At 64.3% G+C, this 15,831-nt stretch carries 11 protein-coding genes; 6 read left to right on the forward strand and 5 right to left on the reverse strand.

Annotated elements, in window-relative coordinates:
- Window positions 1-302 precede the first annotated feature (302 nt).
- The gene (gltS, locus tag DNK59_RS18435) at window positions 303-1,514 is read right to left on the reverse strand and encodes a sodium/glutamate symporter (RefSeq protein WP_110725460.1); all 1,212 of its coding nucleotides are present in this window, start codon (window positions 1,512-1,514) and stop codon (window positions 303-305) included.
- Between the two features lie 615 nt (window positions 1,515-2,129).
- Here gltS and DNK59_RS18440 point away from each other — a divergent pair.
- The 3 genes from DNK59_RS18440 (at window position 2,130) to DNK59_RS18450 (ending at window position 3,835) form a co-directional block, all read left to right on the forward strand.
- On the forward strand, window positions 2,130-2,513 hold the full coding sequence (locus DNK59_RS18440) for a DUF2946 domain-containing protein (protein ID WP_110725461.1): 384 nt from the start codon (window positions 2,130-2,132) through the stop codon (window positions 2,511-2,513).
- Window positions 2,514-2,710: 197 nt separating this feature from the next.
- Window positions 2,711-3,094 (forward strand): DUF2946 family protein, encoded by a 384-nt coding sequence (locus DNK59_RS18445; protein ID WP_256596450.1) that lies wholly within the window; start codon window positions 2,711-2,713, stop codon window positions 3,092-3,094.
- A 159-nt stretch (window positions 3,095-3,253) separates the two neighbouring features.
- Window positions 3,254-3,835, forward strand: a complete 582-nt coding sequence (locus tag DNK59_RS18450) for a putative natural product biosynthesis protein (protein WP_110725463.1) — start codon at window positions 3,254-3,256, stop codon at window positions 3,833-3,835.
- 59 nt (window positions 3,836-3,894) lie between these two features.
- Here DNK59_RS18450 and DNK59_RS18455 read toward each other — a convergent pair whose 3' ends face one another.
- The 4 genes from DNK59_RS18455 to DNK59_RS18470 form a co-directional block, all read right to left on the reverse strand.
- Complete coding sequence (locus tag DNK59_RS18455; RefSeq protein WP_110725464.1) at window positions 3,895-4,458, reverse strand: fasciclin domain-containing protein; 564 nt, start codon at window positions 4,456-4,458, stop codon at window positions 3,895-3,897.
- Between the two features lie 152 nt (window positions 4,459-4,610).
- Window positions 4,611-4,901, reverse strand: a complete 291-nt coding sequence (locus DNK59_RS18460) for a cytochrome c5 family protein (RefSeq protein ID WP_371920305.1) — start codon at window positions 4,899-4,901, stop codon at window positions 4,611-4,613.
- Between the two features lie 399 nt (window positions 4,902-5,300).
- Window positions 5,301-5,675: a copper homeostasis periplasmic binding protein CopC gene (gene copC, locus DNK59_RS18465; protein WP_110725466.1), complete on the reverse strand. Its 375-nt coding sequence runs from the start codon at window positions 5,673-5,675 to the stop codon at window positions 5,301-5,303.
- Window positions 5,676-5,752: 77 nt separating this feature from the next.
- Window positions 5,753-7,843 carry a TonB-dependent receptor gene (locus DNK59_RS18470; protein WP_110725499.1) on the reverse strand — a complete coding sequence of 697 codons (2,091 nt, stop codon included), beginning with the start codon at window positions 7,841-7,843 and terminating at the stop codon, window positions 5,753-5,755.
- A 582-nt stretch (window positions 7,844-8,425) separates the two neighbouring features.
- Here DNK59_RS18470 and DNK59_RS18475 point away from each other — a divergent pair.
- From DNK59_RS18475 to DNK59_RS18485, 3 genes are all read left to right on the forward strand, one after another.
- A complete protein-coding gene (locus DNK59_RS18475) occupies window positions 8,426-9,358 on the forward strand; it encodes an NAD-dependent epimerase/dehydratase family protein (protein WP_110725467.1) in 933 nt (310 codons plus the stop codon).
- Between the two features lie 80 nt (window positions 9,359-9,438).
- Entirely contained in the window at window positions 9,439-12,249 is a 2,811-nt protein-coding gene (locus DNK59_RS18480) for a bifunctional glycoside hydrolase 114/ polysaccharide deacetylase family protein (protein ID WP_110725468.1), read from the forward strand.
- On the forward strand, window positions 12,227-15,820 hold the full coding sequence (locus tag DNK59_RS18485) for a tetratricopeptide repeat protein (protein ID WP_110725469.1): 3,594 nt from the start codon (window positions 12,227-12,229) through the stop codon (window positions 15,818-15,820). Before DNK59_RS18480 ends, DNK59_RS18485 begins: the two co-directional genes overlap by 23 nt.
- Window positions 15,821-15,831 lie beyond the last annotated feature (11 nt).

Below are 15,831 nucleotides of genomic sequence, written 5' to 3' on the forward strand. Positions count from 1 at the left end.
ACCTGCTAAAAATTTTTCGGCTGGAGCCACTGCCGGCTTCGCCGAGCGCAGGAGAGTGCAATGTGGGAGATAGGCCTGCTGTTTGCTCTGGTATCGGTTATGACCCTGTTGCTGGGCCGGCGTCGGCGCCAGTCAAAGGGGCGAGGCCTGAGGCGCAGAGCCAGTGCCTGTATGGGGGGGGAGGAGTCGTACCCGGGCGATTAGTTGTACGCGTGCGGTGCGTTGTACAGCTTTACCTGGTGGCAAGGCTCAGGATTCGCCCGCAGGTCCGTGGGACCGACGGGCGACGGGCTACGGCCCAGTCAAGCGGTCACGCCAAGCCAGGGCAGCGCCAGGTACAGCTTGATCACGATGGCGTTGCTGATGTCGATGAAGAAGGCACCGACCATCGGCACCACCAAAAACGCCATCTGCGAGGGCCCGTAGCGCTGGGTCACCGCCTGCATGTTGGCGATGGCTGTCGGGGTCGCGCCGAGGCCGAAGCCGCAATGGCCGGCCGCCAGAACCGCCGCGTCGTAGTTGCGCCCCATGACGCGGAAGGTGACGAAGATTGCAAACAGCGCCATCACCAGGGTCTGCACGGCCAGCAGAATCAGGATCGGCAGGGCCAGGGTGGCCAGGTCCCACAGGCGCAGCGACATCAAGGCGATCGCCAGGAACAGCGACAGACTGACATTGCCCAGCAGCGACACTTCCTGATCGAAGACCTGGTGCCAGCCCAGCGCCGACAGGCCATTGCGCAACACCACCCCGACGAACAGCACGCAGACGAAGGTCGGCAATTCCAGTGCCGTGCCCTGGATCAAGCCACTGAGAAAATTTCCGGCCTGCAGGCTGATGGCAACCAGGGCCAGGGTTTCGATGAAGCTCAACGCGGTGATCTGCCGCTCCTTGTACGGCTGCTCATAGCCCCTGGGCAGACGCGGCTCGGCCTGGGCCAGTCCCGGAGTCTGCACCCGCTTGACCAGCAGGCGGGCGACCGGTCCGCCGATCAAACCGCCCAGCACCAGGCCGAAGGTGGCCGAGGCCATGGCAATTTCCGGCGCCGAGGCCATCCCATACTGCTCCTTGAACACCGCGCCCCAGGCGCCGCCCGTGCCGTGACCGCCGGACAGGGTCACCGAACCTGCCAGCAGCCCCAGCAACGGATCAAGCCCAAGCGCCTTGGCCAGGCCTATGCCCATGGCGTTCTGTACCAGCAGAAAAGCGGTCACCACCAGCAGGAAGATCGCCAGCTTGCGTCCGCCCTTTTTCAGGCTGGCAAAGTCTGCGCTGAGGCCGATGGTGGCGAAGAAGGCCAGCATCAAAGGCGCCTGAAGCGAGGTATCGATGCGACCCTCCATGCCCGCCAGGCCCCGCAGCAGCAGAAGCAGCACGGCCACCCCCAGGCCACCCGCCACGGGCTCGGGGATGTTGTAGGCACGCAGGAAACCGACCCGGGTGACAAGACCCCGTCCCAGCAACAGCACCAATGACGCGGCCACCAGGGTTCCATAGAAGTCCAGTTGGACCATTCGCACACTCCTCGGTCTGGGTTTCAGGACGCACTGCCAGCCAGTTGCGTCGGCGAAAAGGGTTGAGAGGCCTCAACCTGATTGATTGCGGGATAGGGGCAGCCTCGTGGGCTTGCCGGAATCATTGGCGCGTCAGCACCCAAACGGTCACGAACCAGGGCCAGGCGCTGGAACAGGGCAATGACCGGCGATACAGCCATGGGTCGTGGCGGGGCGAGTACGGCATGCGGGGGTTTTAAGGGGGGGGTACACCCGCGCCCTTCACCAACGTAATGACCCGCGAACTTCATCGCGGCAGTGTTAAGAAAGGATTAACGCGGTAGGCAAGGGCGTATTGGCGGCGGCCTTTTAAGAAACGTCTTATCAGTCATGGCCCCTGGAGTGAGTTCTCCCAGCCCCCAAACGGGATGCTCAATCACCGTTTGGGGGAATCCAGACTCCCGCTTATTCAATATTGACTTTGAGGTTGAACTGCTCTGAAGGCGGGCACTGCGTCCTCGTTGCCCGTCGCGTGACATTGGCCGACTCCTGCTGCCTGGGCTGTCCGGGCGGCAGGTTGAGCAGACCCAAGTCGCGCTTCATCCGTCGGCTGGTTCGGTGTTAAAGTCGCGCCCCATGAAATTGTCCCGCCCCGACCGCTCGCTCATTGCCTGGACCCTGTATTTCTGCGTCCTGTTCAATGTGTTCGCCTGCGGTTTGGGGCACGGCCAGATGATGGGCTTTGCCCTCAACGGCATAGGCGGGCAGTTCTGCTCCTCCCTGGGCAGCAAGGCCCCGGTGCAGCAGGCCGACTTCAGCGACCAGAGCGCCAGCACTTGGGCCGGCAGTTTTTCCTGCCCGGTCTGTGCCGGCGCCACCCTCAGCCTGGTGTTGCTGTTCTGCCTGAGCTGGCTGCTGCGCATCGGCCAAGTCCGACGCCGTGCGCTTGAACCGCGCTGCAAGGCGCCCCCTCGCTATTGCTGGCCCTCGGCCAATCCTCGCGCCTCCCCACTGATCTGAGCTCGCAAGCGGACAGCCGCATTCGTCGCTGACCGCCGGTAGGCCTGCATCCCTCCTGTCTCTGGCTGCCATTCGCGGCCGCGGCTGTGTGGCTGGATGCGGGCCGTTCGATTCTCATGATGTCGAGTGCGTGGCATGAACGATTTTCAACGCTCGCTCCCTAGCCTGGGCGTGCGCCGCTGATGGTCTGGTGCGGCATGCGCAATGCCAGCCATCAAAACGCCTGGGTAGCGGCGTTCCTGGCGATTGTGCTGAAGATCATGGCGCTGCCGATGGCCAGCGCCATGGGCACCCTGAGCCTGGAGCAACTGCTGTCGGGCAGCTTCTGTTCGTCCGGCGGCGTGCAGCAGATTGCCGTGTCCCAGGACAAGGAACCGTCCAGTTCCGCGGTCCCTGGGGATTCGGCCCATTGCTGCTGCTCGCAGTCGATCGGCGCTGCGCCGCTGGGGGCGTCTTCTCCGGTCTTGCCGGTCTTCCTCGGCCTGGCTCCGCGCCTGCCGAGCGGCCGGCCGTTGACGCTGACGCCTCGCGAGCGCTGGCCGTCGATCAATCCCCGGGCTTCTCCCCACGCTGATGCATGACCGTTGTTATCCGCGCGTCCCCACGGCCGGTGGCCGAGGACGTGTTCATGGTTATTGCTGAGATGGAAAGGAGCACGACATGGCTCGAATCATTCACGGCTGGCGACAGCCACCACGGCCCGTTGCCGCCAACCTGGACCTGGGTCGCCGGAGGCTGGCATGCGCGCACTAGCGATCCCCTCTGGTGTCAGCCGTCTACTGAGCAAAAGCACTCGGGGACCCAACCACGGCGACTTCCTGCTGCCGTTTCCCGATTACCCGAGCAACGCTCGCAGCTTTGTGCACCTGGATGCGCGCCTGCTGCCGTACTGGCACACCTTGTTCGATGTCTGCCCGGGGTTGCTCAAGCTGGATCCGCCGGACGGCTTGAACATCTTCCGCGGCTTCATGACCTGGGCCTACCGCAACCATCCGCCGCTGAACTGGACCTATTACCTGAGCCTGTGCCGCTGGCTGCTGGGCTCGCGCTACGGGGCGCAGATCAATGCCGAGCACATCGAAGCGTTCATGAGCGCCGCAGCGGCGCGCTGGATCAACACCGATGACAGTCAGGCTCGCGGGCTGGTGCTGGCCTGGCGCGAGTCGGCGGACTGGGTGTTCGACTGGAAGGTGGCGCCGCGTCTGGTGCCGCAGGCCGATGGCGAGCCGGAGGACTACCCGCCGGTGCCCTGGGATTTTGCCTGGTGCCCGTTGAGCGCCAAGGGCGGCGCGGGCTTTCGGCGCTGGTTGCCGATTCCCTGAGACAGGTATCCGGCCAGGGCTGATGCCCGGCAGACCCAAGGTCTGCCGGGCACCTTGGGTTACTGCGGCAGCAGCACGCTGTCCACCACGTGAATCACCCCATTGGACTGCATGACATCGGCGATGCTGATCGCTGACTTGCCGCCCTTGGCATCGATGACCCAGAGCTTGCCTTCATAGGGTTTGACGGTCAGCGCCTCGCCCTGGACGGTCTTGAGCATGACCTGACCGCCATGTTGCTTGGCCTCGGCCATCAGTTGCGCGGCGGTGTGGGTCCCGGCCACCACATGGTAGGTCAGGATCTTGCTCAGATCGGCCTTGTGCTCAGGCTTGACCAGTGTCTCCACCGTGCCGGCCGGCAACTTGGCGAATGCCTCGTTGGTGGGGGCGAACACGGTGAACGGGCCTTTGCTGTTGAGGGTGTCCACCAGCCCCGCAGCCTTGACCGCCGTGACCAGGGTGGTGTGGTCTTTGGAGTTGACCGCGTTTTCCACGATGGTTTTGCTCGGGTACATCGCAGCGCCGCCGACCATCACCGTATCGGCGGCGAAGGTGCCGAGCGGGGCAGCGGCGGAGAATACGGCGAAGCAGACAGCGGCCAGGCGTTTGGTAAACGTTTGCATGATGCAGCTCCTCGATTATTCAGCCCTCCTGATGAGGGTGCTGAATGTACGGCGCCCATCGGCAAATGGATGCAGCGCTGCCTGATATTTGCGGGCAGCGCTCGCTCAAGCGACTCGGCGGTGGCTGCCCGCAGAACAGTGCAGGGCGCGCCTTACTTCGACATCCAGCTGATCACCGCTTGGTAATCCTCGGCGCTGCAATCCATGCACAAGCCACGGGGCGGCATGGCATTGAAGCCTTCGGTCACGTGCTTGACCAATACGTCTGTGCCTTGAGCCAGGCGCGGTTTCCAGGCCTCCTGATCGCCCTTTTTCGGCGCCATGGGCAACTGCCCGCTGTGGCAGGCGGTGCAGGCGCGATTGAACACCGCCTCCGGGTCCTGGGCGGCGTGGGCGCTGGTGAATGCGAGTAGGCAGGCGGTAGCCAGTAGCGTCTTCATGATGGTCCTCATCGTGTTCTTATCATCAGGTTGTCGCGCTGCTGCGCGATCGAAGCAGTGTAGGGAGGGGATTTTTACGCCCCCAGTGCGACAGCCTGCCGCAGCCTTTGGCGGCCAGCGCTGAGTTGGGGGATCCGCCTGAAGAGAGCAGTCGACCTGTGGCAGGTTGTCGCACGCCAGGCTGGCAAAGCCTGCGTGCTAGATTGCCGGCCGGCGGGATGCTTTCTCTAGGCAGGGTTACATCACGTCACTGAGTGCCGGTGTTCCGGAAGGAACCCGGCACTCTTTTGCAGATTTCACGAGTCGGGCCTTGCAGGCGCCGACTCGCACGATCAGGCACTCAAGCACGGAACATGCCCCTGCAACGGGCATCGCTGAGCCGCTGGGCATGCTTGGTCGGACTCAATCGCCGACGCTGAAACCGTAGGTGCCATCACTCTTGTGGGTGTCCACCGACACCGCGTGCCACTGCACTTTGTACTCGCCGGGCGCCAGCGGTTGTTGCGGGGTGACGATCAGGGTTTTCTGATCGCCCGCAGCGTTGGCAATGCTCTTGATCGCCACGTCCGCGCCTGCGGTGCTGATCTTGACCTGGGTGAACTGGGCTTCGACGCCTTCGGAAAACACCAGGCGCAACTCCTTGGGCGCGCTGACGGTGGAGTCGGCGGCCGGGGTTTCATCCTTCAGATGGGCATGGGCGAACGCCGAGCCGGCGCTGGTCAGGGAGGCCAGCAGGGCCAGGGTGGTGAGAATTTTTTTCGAACTGTAGATGGTCATGGGCAGTGCCTCTTGTCAGGGGTGGCTACAGATGCGTGGGGCAACCCGGACGACTGGCGCCCGGACGGGTTGGTTGATCAGAAGTCCAGGGTGATACCGGTATAAAGTGCGCGACCGTCGCCCGGCGAGTGCAGCGAAGCCTTGGCGCCGTCCGGGTCGTACCAGACGTACTCGTAGTAGCGGTTGGTGAGGTTCTTCAACTGCATATCGACACTTACCGATTCGCTGATTCTGTAGGTAGCGCCCAGGTTCATCAACACGTAGCCGCCGTAGGTGCCTTTGGTGTTTTCCCGCTCCAGATAGTAGTGGGTCTGGCCGTTCATCCAGGCGCTCAGTTGCAGGGCAGGGGTCAGGTGGTAGTTGACCCCCGCGTTGTACAGGTGATGGGGAATGTGATCGATTTCCTGGCCCTGGCTGTTGGGCAGGGTGGCGCTGGGCTTGAGGATTTTCGAGTACTGCCAGGAATAGGCCAGCCACATGTCGGTACGTTGGTCGGGGTGCAGGTTGAGTTGCAGGTCATAACCCCAGCGCCGGGTTTCGCCGACGTTGTCCGACTCGCCACTGGGGTCGTTGAGCCGGCGGCTGACTTCGCCGCTGGCGTCCTGGCGCCAATAGGCGACGCGGCCGTCGAGCCAGTCGCTCGGGGTGAACTTGATCCCGGTTTCCCAGCCTTGGTTGATCGACGGCGCCAGGTCGGTGTCGCGGGGCGGGATCTTGTAGGCCGCCGCGCCGGTGCCAACCTGAAAGGTGCGGCCCCAATTGGCGTACAGGCTGGCGACGGTCCAGGGCGAGTACACCACGCTGAGCTTGGGTTGCTTGATCAGCCCATAGTCGTTGATGTCGTAGTCCAGGCCGGTCATCTGGTTGGTGAAGTCGCCCTGGATCTTGTCGACGCGATACGCCGGCACGATCTTCAGCGACTCGAACGGCTTGATCTCGGCCTGCAGGTAAGCGCCGTAGGTGTCGAAATCGAACTGCTGATCGCGGGTCTGGGCCAGGCGTGCGCGGTTCAGGGTGCGGTAGCGCTCACTGCGGTTCTGTTGCTGTTGCACATCCGCGCCGCCTTCCAGGGCAAAGGCATAGAGCCAGCTGACCTGCGGGCGCCAGGTCAGGGAACTGAGGGCGCCGTACTGGGTTTCGTAGGTGTCGCGCTCCTGTTGCGAGCTGGTGCGCCAGTACTGGGTCCAGCGCCGATCGTCGAAGGTGTTGACGTAGGTCTTGGCCGACCAGGCCAGGGTGTCGGCCAGGTCCGTGTCCAGATGCAGGCTTAGCTGGTTCATGCGCCGCGTGCCTTTGTCCGTGGCGTTGTAGCTGTTGCTCATGGTCGGGTGCTGGCGGGCATCGCTCTGGCTCAGGTAACCCGGCTCCTGAGCCTCGGTTTCGTAGTGCCGAGCGATCAGGCCGAGGCGGTAGCTGCCGTCGTCCGGGGTGTAGAACCATTTGCCGGACAGGGAGAATTTGTCCGCTTGGGCGTGGTCGCGATAGCCATCGGCCTTCTGGTAGGCGAAGAAGTAGTTCTGCGTCCAGTTGCTGCCTTCGATGCCTTTGGCCAACTGGGTTTCCTGAGTATTGAAACTGCCGTAGCGCAGTCGCGCCTTGGTGTAGTCGCCGCCGCTGCGGGTGAGCATGTTCACATTGCCGGCGATGTTGTTCAGGCCGTAGCGGGCATCGCTGGTGCCGCGCACCACTTCGATGCTGTCCAGCTCCATGGGGAAGATCATGTCCATGAACGGCATGTTGCCGTCGTTGCTGTTGCTCGGAATGCCGTCGATCAGCAGCTTGACCGCGTTGACCTCACCCTCGCCGTTGAAGCCGCGAAAGGAGATCTTGCCGGACGTCGTGCCCTGGTTGAACTCGGTGAGCATCACCCCCGGCGCGCGGCTGAACAGCTCCCAGCTGTAGTTGACCGGCATCTTTTCCAGGATGTCGCCGCCGAGGATGTCCACCGAACTGAGCACGCTGCGGGTACTCAAGGGGCCGCTGCCTTCGGCATCTGCGCCCTGGACGGTGACGGTGCCCAGGGTCAGGGTCGAGTTCTCGACCTTGGGCGTTTCAGCCAGGGCGGCGGACAACGGGTTCAGGGCAAGCAAACCGCAACTGAGCAGTGGCCAGAGGGCAGGGGAGACGCACACAGTCTTTGCTCGAGGCAAAGCAACACGAACAGGCATGAGCATAAGCAACTTCCAGACAGCCAGGACTTCCCCCGGGGCTATCGCCAGCCCATATGGGGACGGGAGGAAGGGCATTTTCCGCAGCGCTGGAGCGAAAGTCTTGCCTGGGCCCACGCGGCCTGCCTGCGACAGGCTGACGCAGCTGATGGCCTGCTGGCGCGGTGGCGGCCTGGAGCCTGCCGCAGTGACGGCGGCAGCTCTGGACCGCGGCACCAGGGACCGCTGCTGCGGCGGACTGTCGCAGGCAGATTGTTCCTGCGCTCGGGTGCCGGGAACGGCTGCGGAGGCAATTCGTCAACATATTGGCTAAAAGCTCACTGTTTTTAAAATCCGATCAGCTTTAGACGTATTATTGACGTAATGGCTTTTTCACCCCAGTATGCGCCCCCTGAGCAGTTGATTTTATTGATGTTTTTTTGACGCCAACATCGTCGGATCGGCTCGAGCCAAGGCGCTAGAGCCTTGGCAACACCACAGTCCCCCAATAAATGACACCCATGGCAGCTGTTAGCCATGACGCATTCAACGGGTGTGCTAGCTTGAATCGGCGTAGCGACGATATTTTTCTTGGGATGATCTATGTCTACTGAACGGATATTGGTTACGGGTGGCGCCGGTTTCATTGGTTCCCACCTGGTCGATGCGTTGTTGGCCAAAGGCTATGCCGTTCATGTTCTGGATGATCTGTCCACCGGCAAGACCAGCAACCTGCCGATGAGCCATCACGGCCTGCAACTGACGGTCGGCGATGTCGCCGATGCCACGCTCCTGACCAGCGCAATGAGCGGCTGCAGCGCGGTGGTGCACCTGGCGGCGGTGGCGTCGGTGCAGGCCTCGGTCGAAGACCCGGTACGTACCCATCAGAGCAATTTCATCGGCACGCTGCGGGTCTGCGAGGCCATGGTCGCGGCGGGCATCCGCCGAGTGGTGTTCGCTTCCAGCGCGGCGGTGTATGGCAATAACGGCGAGGGCACGGCGATTGGCGAAGAGACGCCCAAGGCGCCCCTCACGCCCTACGCAGCGGACAAGCTCGCCAGCGAGTACTACCTGGATTTCTACCGCCGCCAGCATGGCCTGGAGCCGGTGATCCTGCGCTTTTTCAATATCTTCGGACCGCGCCAGGATCCTTCTTCGCCGTATTCCGGGGTGATCAGCATCTTCAGCGAACGGGCCAGGAGCCAGCGGCCGATCACCCTGTTCGGCGATGGCGGGCAGACCCGGGATTTTGTCTATGTCGCCGACCTGGTGAAGATCCTGGTCCAGGGCCTGGAGCAACCTGCGCCCGCGATCGATGCCACCAACGTCGGCCTGGGCGGCGTGACCAGCCTCAACGACCTGATCGCGACCCTGCAACAGATCAGCGGCCAACCGCTGGACGTGAATCATGCCGCAGCGCGATCCGGTGATATCCGCCATTCCAAGGCCGACAACCGGCGTTTGCGCGAGCGCTTCGATCTGGGGACACCGACCAGCCTCGGGGAGGGCCTGGCGCAGCTGTACCGCAGTCTCTAGCTTCCCGGCCTTGAGCGCTCCGGCTGGCCGGAGGCTCGACAGCCTGAGGGTGTGCCGATTGATCTACTGAAGAGTGAGTTATGGACATCGAGTTTCGCAGGGGGCGTGTCTTCAACATGGTTCGGCGCCTGTTTACCGCATTGGCCTTGTGTGCAACCCCTTCGCTGGTGCAGGCCGCGCCGGCGGCGCCTGCCAGCGTCGGCTTCTGGTACGCCGAACGACCTCCACTGGAGGAGCTGGCGCAGTTCGAGTGGGCAGTGGTCGAACCCGGTCATATGAGCACCGCGGATGTCGCCACCTTGCGCAAGCTGGGCAGCCAGCCGTTCGCCTACCTGTCGGTGGGCGAGTTCGACGGCGACCGCGCCGCGCTGGACAAGCAGGCCCTGACCCGGGGCGCCAGCGCCATCCGCAACAAGGCCTGGGACAGCCAGGTGATGGATATCGCCACCCCGGCCTGGCGCGAACATCTGTTCAAGCGCGCCAAGGCCTTGCAGGACCAGGGTTATGCCGGCCTGTTCCTCGATACCCTGGACAGTTTCCAGTTGCTCCCTGAAGCCCAGCGCGAGGCACAGCGCCAGGCCCTGGCGTCGTTCCTGCGGGAGCTGCACAGCCGTCTGCCCAACCTCAAGCTGTTCTTCAACCGTGGCTTCGAGGTGCTGGGGGAACTGGACGGCGTGGCCGCGGCGGTGGCCGTCGAATCGATCCATGCCGGCTGGGATGCCGCGGCCAAGCGTTATCGGCCGGTTTCCGAGTCCGATCGCAACTGGCTCGAAGGTGAACTCAAGCCCCTGCGGGCGAAAAACATGCCCTTGGTGGCCATCGACTACTTGCCGCCCAACCGCCGCGAAGAAGCACGCAAGCTGGCGCGCCAACTGAGCCAGGAAGGCTTTATCCCGGTGGTCACCACCCCGGACCTCAACGCCATCGGCCTGAGCACCGTGGAAGTGCAGCCGCGGCGCATCGCCATGCTTTATGACCCGCGTGAAGGCGAACTCTACGATCACGCCGGGCATCGGATGCTCGGCGGCCTGTTGGAATACCTGGGCTACCGGGTGGACTACCTGCCGGCCGACGACAGCCTGCCGTCCTACAGCTTCGCCGGGCTGTACGCCGGGGTGGTGCTGTGGATGACCAGCGGCCCGCCCCAGGACAGCCGCGCGTTCAGCCAATGGATCGGCCGGCGCCTGGATGAACAGGTGCCGCTGGCGATCATGGCCGGCCTGCCGATCGAAGACCGCGCACTGCTCAAGCGCCTAGGGCTGGGCCTGGCGGCGCCGGGCGCCCGCGGTGCGCTGCAGGTGCTGAGCCAGGACAAGAGCCTGATCGGCGCCTTTGAAGCTCCAGTGGTGGCGCGCACCCGTGAACTGACCCGGGTCACGCTGTTGCCCGACGGGCCGAAACCGGCCTTGCTGCTGGGGGACGACAAGGGCGGCAAATATGCCCCGGTGGTCACCGGCGCCTGGGGCGGCATGGCCCTGGCCCCCTATGTGGTGGAGGCCAATGCCGAGCGCAGCCGCTGGATGCTCGACCCCTTCGCCTTTATCCAGAAAGCCCTGCGCCTGCCGGCGCAACCGCGTCCGGACACCACCACCGAAAACGGCCGGCGGATCGCCACGGTGCACATCGACGGCGACGGCTTTCCGTCCCATGCCGAAGTGCGCGGCACGCCGTATTCCGGGCGCCAGGTACTGGACGACTACATTCGGCCCAACCCGTACCTGACCTCGGTGTCGATCATCGAAGGGGAGATCGGGCCCAAGGGCATGTCGCCGTTCCTCGCCCCGGAACTGGAGCCGATTGCCCGGGAGATCTTTGCCGATCCCAAGGTCGAGGTGGCCACCCACACCTACAGCCACCCGTTCTACATGCAGCCGGACAAGGCCAAAAAGGACGAGGACTTCCACGCCGAATACGGCCTGCGCCTCAACATCCCGGGGTACAAGACCCTGGACTACAAGCGCGAGATCTACGGCTCGCGGGACTACATCAATAGCCGCCTGACCACCGCCCAGAAGCCGGTGAAGCTGATCTTCTGGCCGGGGGACGCGCTGCCCAGCGCCGACACCATCAAGATGGCCTACGCCGCCGGGCTGAAAAACGTCAACGGCGGGCAGACCATCCTGACCAAGGCCAACTCGTCGCTGACCGGCCTCTATCCCTTGCTGCGTCCCACCGAAGGCGGCCTGCAGTACTACGCGCCGGTGATCAACGAGAACATGTACACCAACCTCTGGAAGGGCCCGTACTACGGTTTCCGCGATGTGATTGACACCTTCGAGCTGACCGACAGCCCGCGACGTCTGCGCGGCATTCACCTGTACTACCACTTCTATTCGGGCACCAAGCAGGCCTCGATCAAGGCCATGACCGAGATCTACCAGTTCATGCGCGGCCAGCAGCCACTGTCCTTGTGGATGAGCGACTACCTGGACCGGGTCCACGGTCTGTACCAGGCCAGCCTGGCCCGTACCGCCGAAGGCGATTGGCAGGTGCGCGGCCTGGATGGCTTGCGCACCCTGCGTCTGGATCCTGTGCTCGGCTGGCCGGATCTGGGCCGCTCCCGAGGCGTGGCCGGGGTCCGTGATCTGCCCCAGGGGCGCTATGTGGCCCTGAGCAGCGATCAGCCGTTGCTGGCCCTGCGTCCCGAGCGTGATCCGCGTCCGGCCCTGGAGCTGGCGAACATTCCCTTGCGCGACTGGCGTTATGTGAATGACCGACAGGTGACGTTCGCCTTTGCTGGCCAGTTCAACCTGGAGTTCGCGGTGCGGTCGGCCAGCGCCTGTCGGGTCGAGATCCAGGGCCAACGTTACGCCGGCAAGTCCGAACAGGGCCTGTGGCATTTCCAGCTTCCTTTCAAGCAGGTGAGTGATGGCCAACTCTTCTGCAACTGACAAGGCCCCGCGGGCGCGGCTGCTCAATCCCTGGGCCTTGCTGCTGGTGGCGATTGCCGTCGGCGTGCTGCTGTGGGCGACCTATCGCAACGAAGACGCCTTCCGGCCCAAGGGTGGCCAACCGGACGAGGTGTCCGCCAGCTACGCCGAAGTGCTGCTGGCCGCCCACCCGGACAACAGCGAGTTGCGCACCCAGCTGCTGGATCTGCTGATTCAGCTGGGCGACTACCCCAAGGCCGAGAAACACCTGGCCGAGTGGCCGCAACCCGACCCGGCGCTCAAGGCCTACTATCGTTTGCAGCTCGATGCTCTGGCCCTGAACAACAGCACCGACAGCGCCGCGCTGCAGGCCCTGGCCGAACGCTTCAAGGCCTTCGATTACCGTTCCTTGCCCAGCCCGCAGCTGGAGCGCCTGGCCACCCTGGCCCTGGCGGCCCAGGCTCCGGGGCTGGCGGCGGATGCCTACGCCGAGCTGGCACGTCGCGATCCCCAGCAGGGTCAGCACTGGCTGCCCGAGGCGGCGCGGTGGTACCAGGCCAGCGAACAGCCCGGGCGCGCCGCCGACCTTTATCTGCAGCTGCTCGATGCAAGCCAGACCGCCGAAGTGCGTCGCCAGCTCCTGCAGCAAGCCTTCACCGCACTGGTGGCGGCGGATCGTGGCGACCAGGCCGCCGAGCTGCTGGCCCGTGAGCTGGCGGCGCAGCCGCAAGCCGAATTCGATGCCGGGCTGTTGGACCAGGGCGTCGATGTGGCGATTGCCCACAATCGTGCGGACCTGGCCGAGCAGTTCTTCAGCGCCTGGCGCAAGTTGCAGCCCGACAGCCCGCAAGTGCTGGCCAAGGAGTTCAAGCAGCGCCTGGCCTTCGGCGACCTGAACGGCGCCCATGCAGTGGGCGTGCAACTGCTGGAGCTGCGCCCGGACGATCCGGCACTGCTGGAGCAACTGGCCCATCTCGCAGAGTGGCAGGGCGATTCGGCCTCGGCGCTGGGCTACTGGATCAGCCTGAACAAGCTGCGTCACGACCCGGCGCAGTTCGAACACACCTGGCGCCTGGCCATGCAGACCTACGACTTCGACCGCGGCATCCCGCTGCTGGCCGGGATCATGGACACTCGGGCCCTGAACAATGTCGAGCTCGATGCCCTGGTGTACGCCGAAGAATCCCGCGGCACCCCCGAGCAGGCGGAAAAATGGCTGCGCCGCTATGTCGCCAAGTACCCCAAGCACCGGCTGGCCTGGGTGCGCCTGTTGCAGAACCTGGAAAACACCGAGCAATACCCGGAACGCCTGGCGGTCTGGAAGAATTTCGCCAAGGCTTATCCGCTGACCAGCACCGAGCGGGTGGACTGGGCCAACAACTACCTCAAGCTGTTTGACAGCCAGTCGGCGTGGAAGGTGATCACCGCGGTGGATGGCAACAAGATCGACGACCTCAACTACTGGCAGGCCCGTGCCTCCCTGGCCTGGGACCTGGAGTTGGACGACGAGCTACAGCTGGCACTGGAGAAAATGCTGGCGATCAAGGGCTCGCTCAACAGCGGTGACGAGAGTCAGCTGATTGCCCTGTACCGCACCCGCGATCCGCGCAAGGCCCTGCAGCTGACCGTCGACAGCTGGCGCCAGGGACACAATCCCCAGCGCCTGGTGGCCGCCCTGCAACTGGCTCAGGAACTTCAGGACTGGCCGCTGGTGGTCGATCTGCTCAAGGAAGCCGAGCAGTACCCGGACGCCTCCGAGCAGTCCCAGGTGCTGGCCGCTCGCGGCGCCCTGGCGGTGCAACAGGGCAACAGCGAAGAGGCGTTGCGCCTGTATCGCCTGGGCTTGAAGCGCTTCCCGGATGACAACACTTTCCGCGAACGCCTGTTGTGGCTGTATGTCGACCTGGGCCGCAGCGCCGAGATCAAGCCGCTGTTGCAGCAATGGCGCGCCCTGGCCCGCAGCGACAGCACCTTGTGGCTGCCATTCGCCGCCGGCAGCCAGCTGGTGGGGCGCAATACCGAGGCCCTGGCCTGGTATCGCCTGTACCTGCAGGGCAACCCGCAGGATTGGATGGTCCAGGCCGCCTACGCCGACGCCCTGGAGAGCGCGGGTTATGCCGACTCGGCCCAGCGCCTGCGGCTCAAGCTCGATCGCCAGGTGAGCGCGGAGCAGATCCGCGCCACGCCTCAGGGCTATGCCACCTGGCTGCGCTTGCTGGCCAGCAGCTACTCGTCGCGCAAGGCACAGAACCAGGCCATGCAATGGCAGGACGGTTCCAAGCCGATGCTGCAGCTGTGGTTCGATCAATTCCTCGCGCGCCTGGATGACCTCAATCAGTCGGCGCAGAAGGACGAGTGGCTGGCCTGGGCCCGCAGCCGGGGCCTGAAGATCAGCAGCTACGAACAGATCCAGGAAGCCTTGCGCGGCAGCAATCGCCAGGCCCTGGAACGTCTGGTGGCCGGCGGCAGCCTGGATCCGGCGCAGCAGGTCGAAGCCCTGAACAGCCTCGGGCGCGGCGGTGAAGCCTTGGCCAGCGGCCTGTCGGCGCTGGGGGAGGACCAGCCGGCGACCCTGCGTGAGCAACTGCGGCGTCAGGCCATCGAGATGACCGAGCGCACGCCCCAAGGCGTGCAACTGGCCTGGCAGCGTCAGGATTACGGCGGCCTGGTGTTCAACGGCCCGCGGCTGACCGCTGCGCGTTACCTCAACGACAACTGGTACGCCAAGCTGGTGCTGGAACAGGGCCGCTACAGCGGCGACACCCTGGATACCGCGCGCCTGGGCGACGAAACCAATACCGAGCTGACCCTGCAGCGCCAGCTGGAGAACGGCAACTACAAGCTGATCTTCGACAGCAGCCTGCGCAAGGATGATGACCGCAACGGCCTGGGCATCAGTCGTAGCTGGCAGGTGGACAGCGGCAACGAACTGGACCTGGGCGCCGACTGGCACCGCAAGAACGAAGACAGCGGACTGATGCGTGCCTTTGGCCAGCAGGACGATCTGTGGGTCGGCGGTCGGCATCGCTATTCGGCCCGCGACCAGCTGTCCTGGAACCTGGCCCAGCGCTGGTTCTCGACCCGCGGCGGCGATGACCTGGGCAGCGGCCAGGCATTGAAGATCGAATTCGACCACACCCTGCAGTTCGAAGGACCGAACTGGGAACTGCGCAGCGGCATCGACTACCAGCAGAACAGCCTGAACAACCGGGCGCTGCCCAACCTGGCCAATACCCTGGGTGGAGGCATCGATCTGGCCGGCATCCAGCTCGACGACCCGAATCAGATCAACAGCCAGACCCTGCTGCAGAAACGCTATGGCCAGCTGTTCTTCGGCAGTGCCTGGCGCCGCGGCTTCCCGGGCGCGCTGAACCGCACCCGCGGGCAGTACACCTGGCTGGTGGACGTCAGCTCCGGCTGGCAGTGGACCGACAACACCATCAACTACGCCATCAGTACCGGTATCGGCACCGAGGTGATAGGGGATGACGAATTGGCAGTGACCTTCGGCTACCAGTCGGCGCCGCAAGGCGGAACCGGCAAGTCCGGCGGCACTGCAGGTGTCAGCTACAGCGTGCGTTTTGGACGCTGATCATGGAATTC

The organism is Pseudomonas sp. TKO26, assembly GCF_003225665.1.
Taxonomy (GTDB): domain Bacteria; phylum Pseudomonadota; class Gammaproteobacteria; order Pseudomonadales; family Pseudomonadaceae; genus Aquipseudomonas; species Aquipseudomonas saponiphila.

Excerpts from the sequence above, each read along its gene's own strand:
- gltS (WP_110725460.1), bottom strand. The coding sequence starts at position 1,514 with ATGGTCCAACTGGACTTCTATGGAACCCTGGTGGCCGCGTCATTGGTG.
- DNK59_RS18440 (WP_110725461.1), top strand. The coding sequence starts at position 2,130 with ATGAAATTGTCCCGCCCCGACCGCTCGCTCATTGCCTGGACCCTGTAT.
- DNK59_RS18445 (WP_256596450.1), top strand. The coding sequence starts at position 2,711 with ATGCGCAATGCCAGCCATCAAAACGCCTGGGTAGCGGCGTTCCTGGCG.
- DNK59_RS18450 (WP_110725463.1), top strand. The coding sequence starts at position 3,254 with ATGCGCGCACTAGCGATCCCCTCTGGTGTCAGCCGTCTACTGAGCAAA.
- DNK59_RS18455 (WP_110725464.1), bottom strand. The coding sequence starts at position 4,458 with ATGCAAACGTTTACCAAACGCCTGGCCGCTGTCTGCTTCGCCGTATTC.
- copC (WP_110725466.1), bottom strand. The coding sequence starts at position 5,675 with ATGACCATCTACAGTTCGAAAAAAATTCTCACCACCCTGGCCCTGCTG.
- DNK59_RS18470 (WP_110725499.1), bottom strand. The coding sequence starts at position 7,843 with ATGCCTGTTCGTGTTGCTTTGCCTCGAGCAAAGACTGTGTGCGTCTCC.
- DNK59_RS18475 (WP_110725467.1), top strand. The coding sequence starts at position 8,426 with ATGTCTACTGAACGGATATTGGTTACGGGTGGCGCCGGTTTCATTGGT.
- DNK59_RS18480 (WP_110725468.1), top strand. The coding sequence starts at position 9,439 with ATGGACATCGAGTTTCGCAGGGGGCGTGTCTTCAACATGGTTCGGCGC.
- DNK59_RS18485 (WP_110725469.1), top strand. The coding sequence starts at position 12,227 with ATGGCCAACTCTTCTGCAACTGACAAGGCCCCGCGGGCGCGGCTGCTC.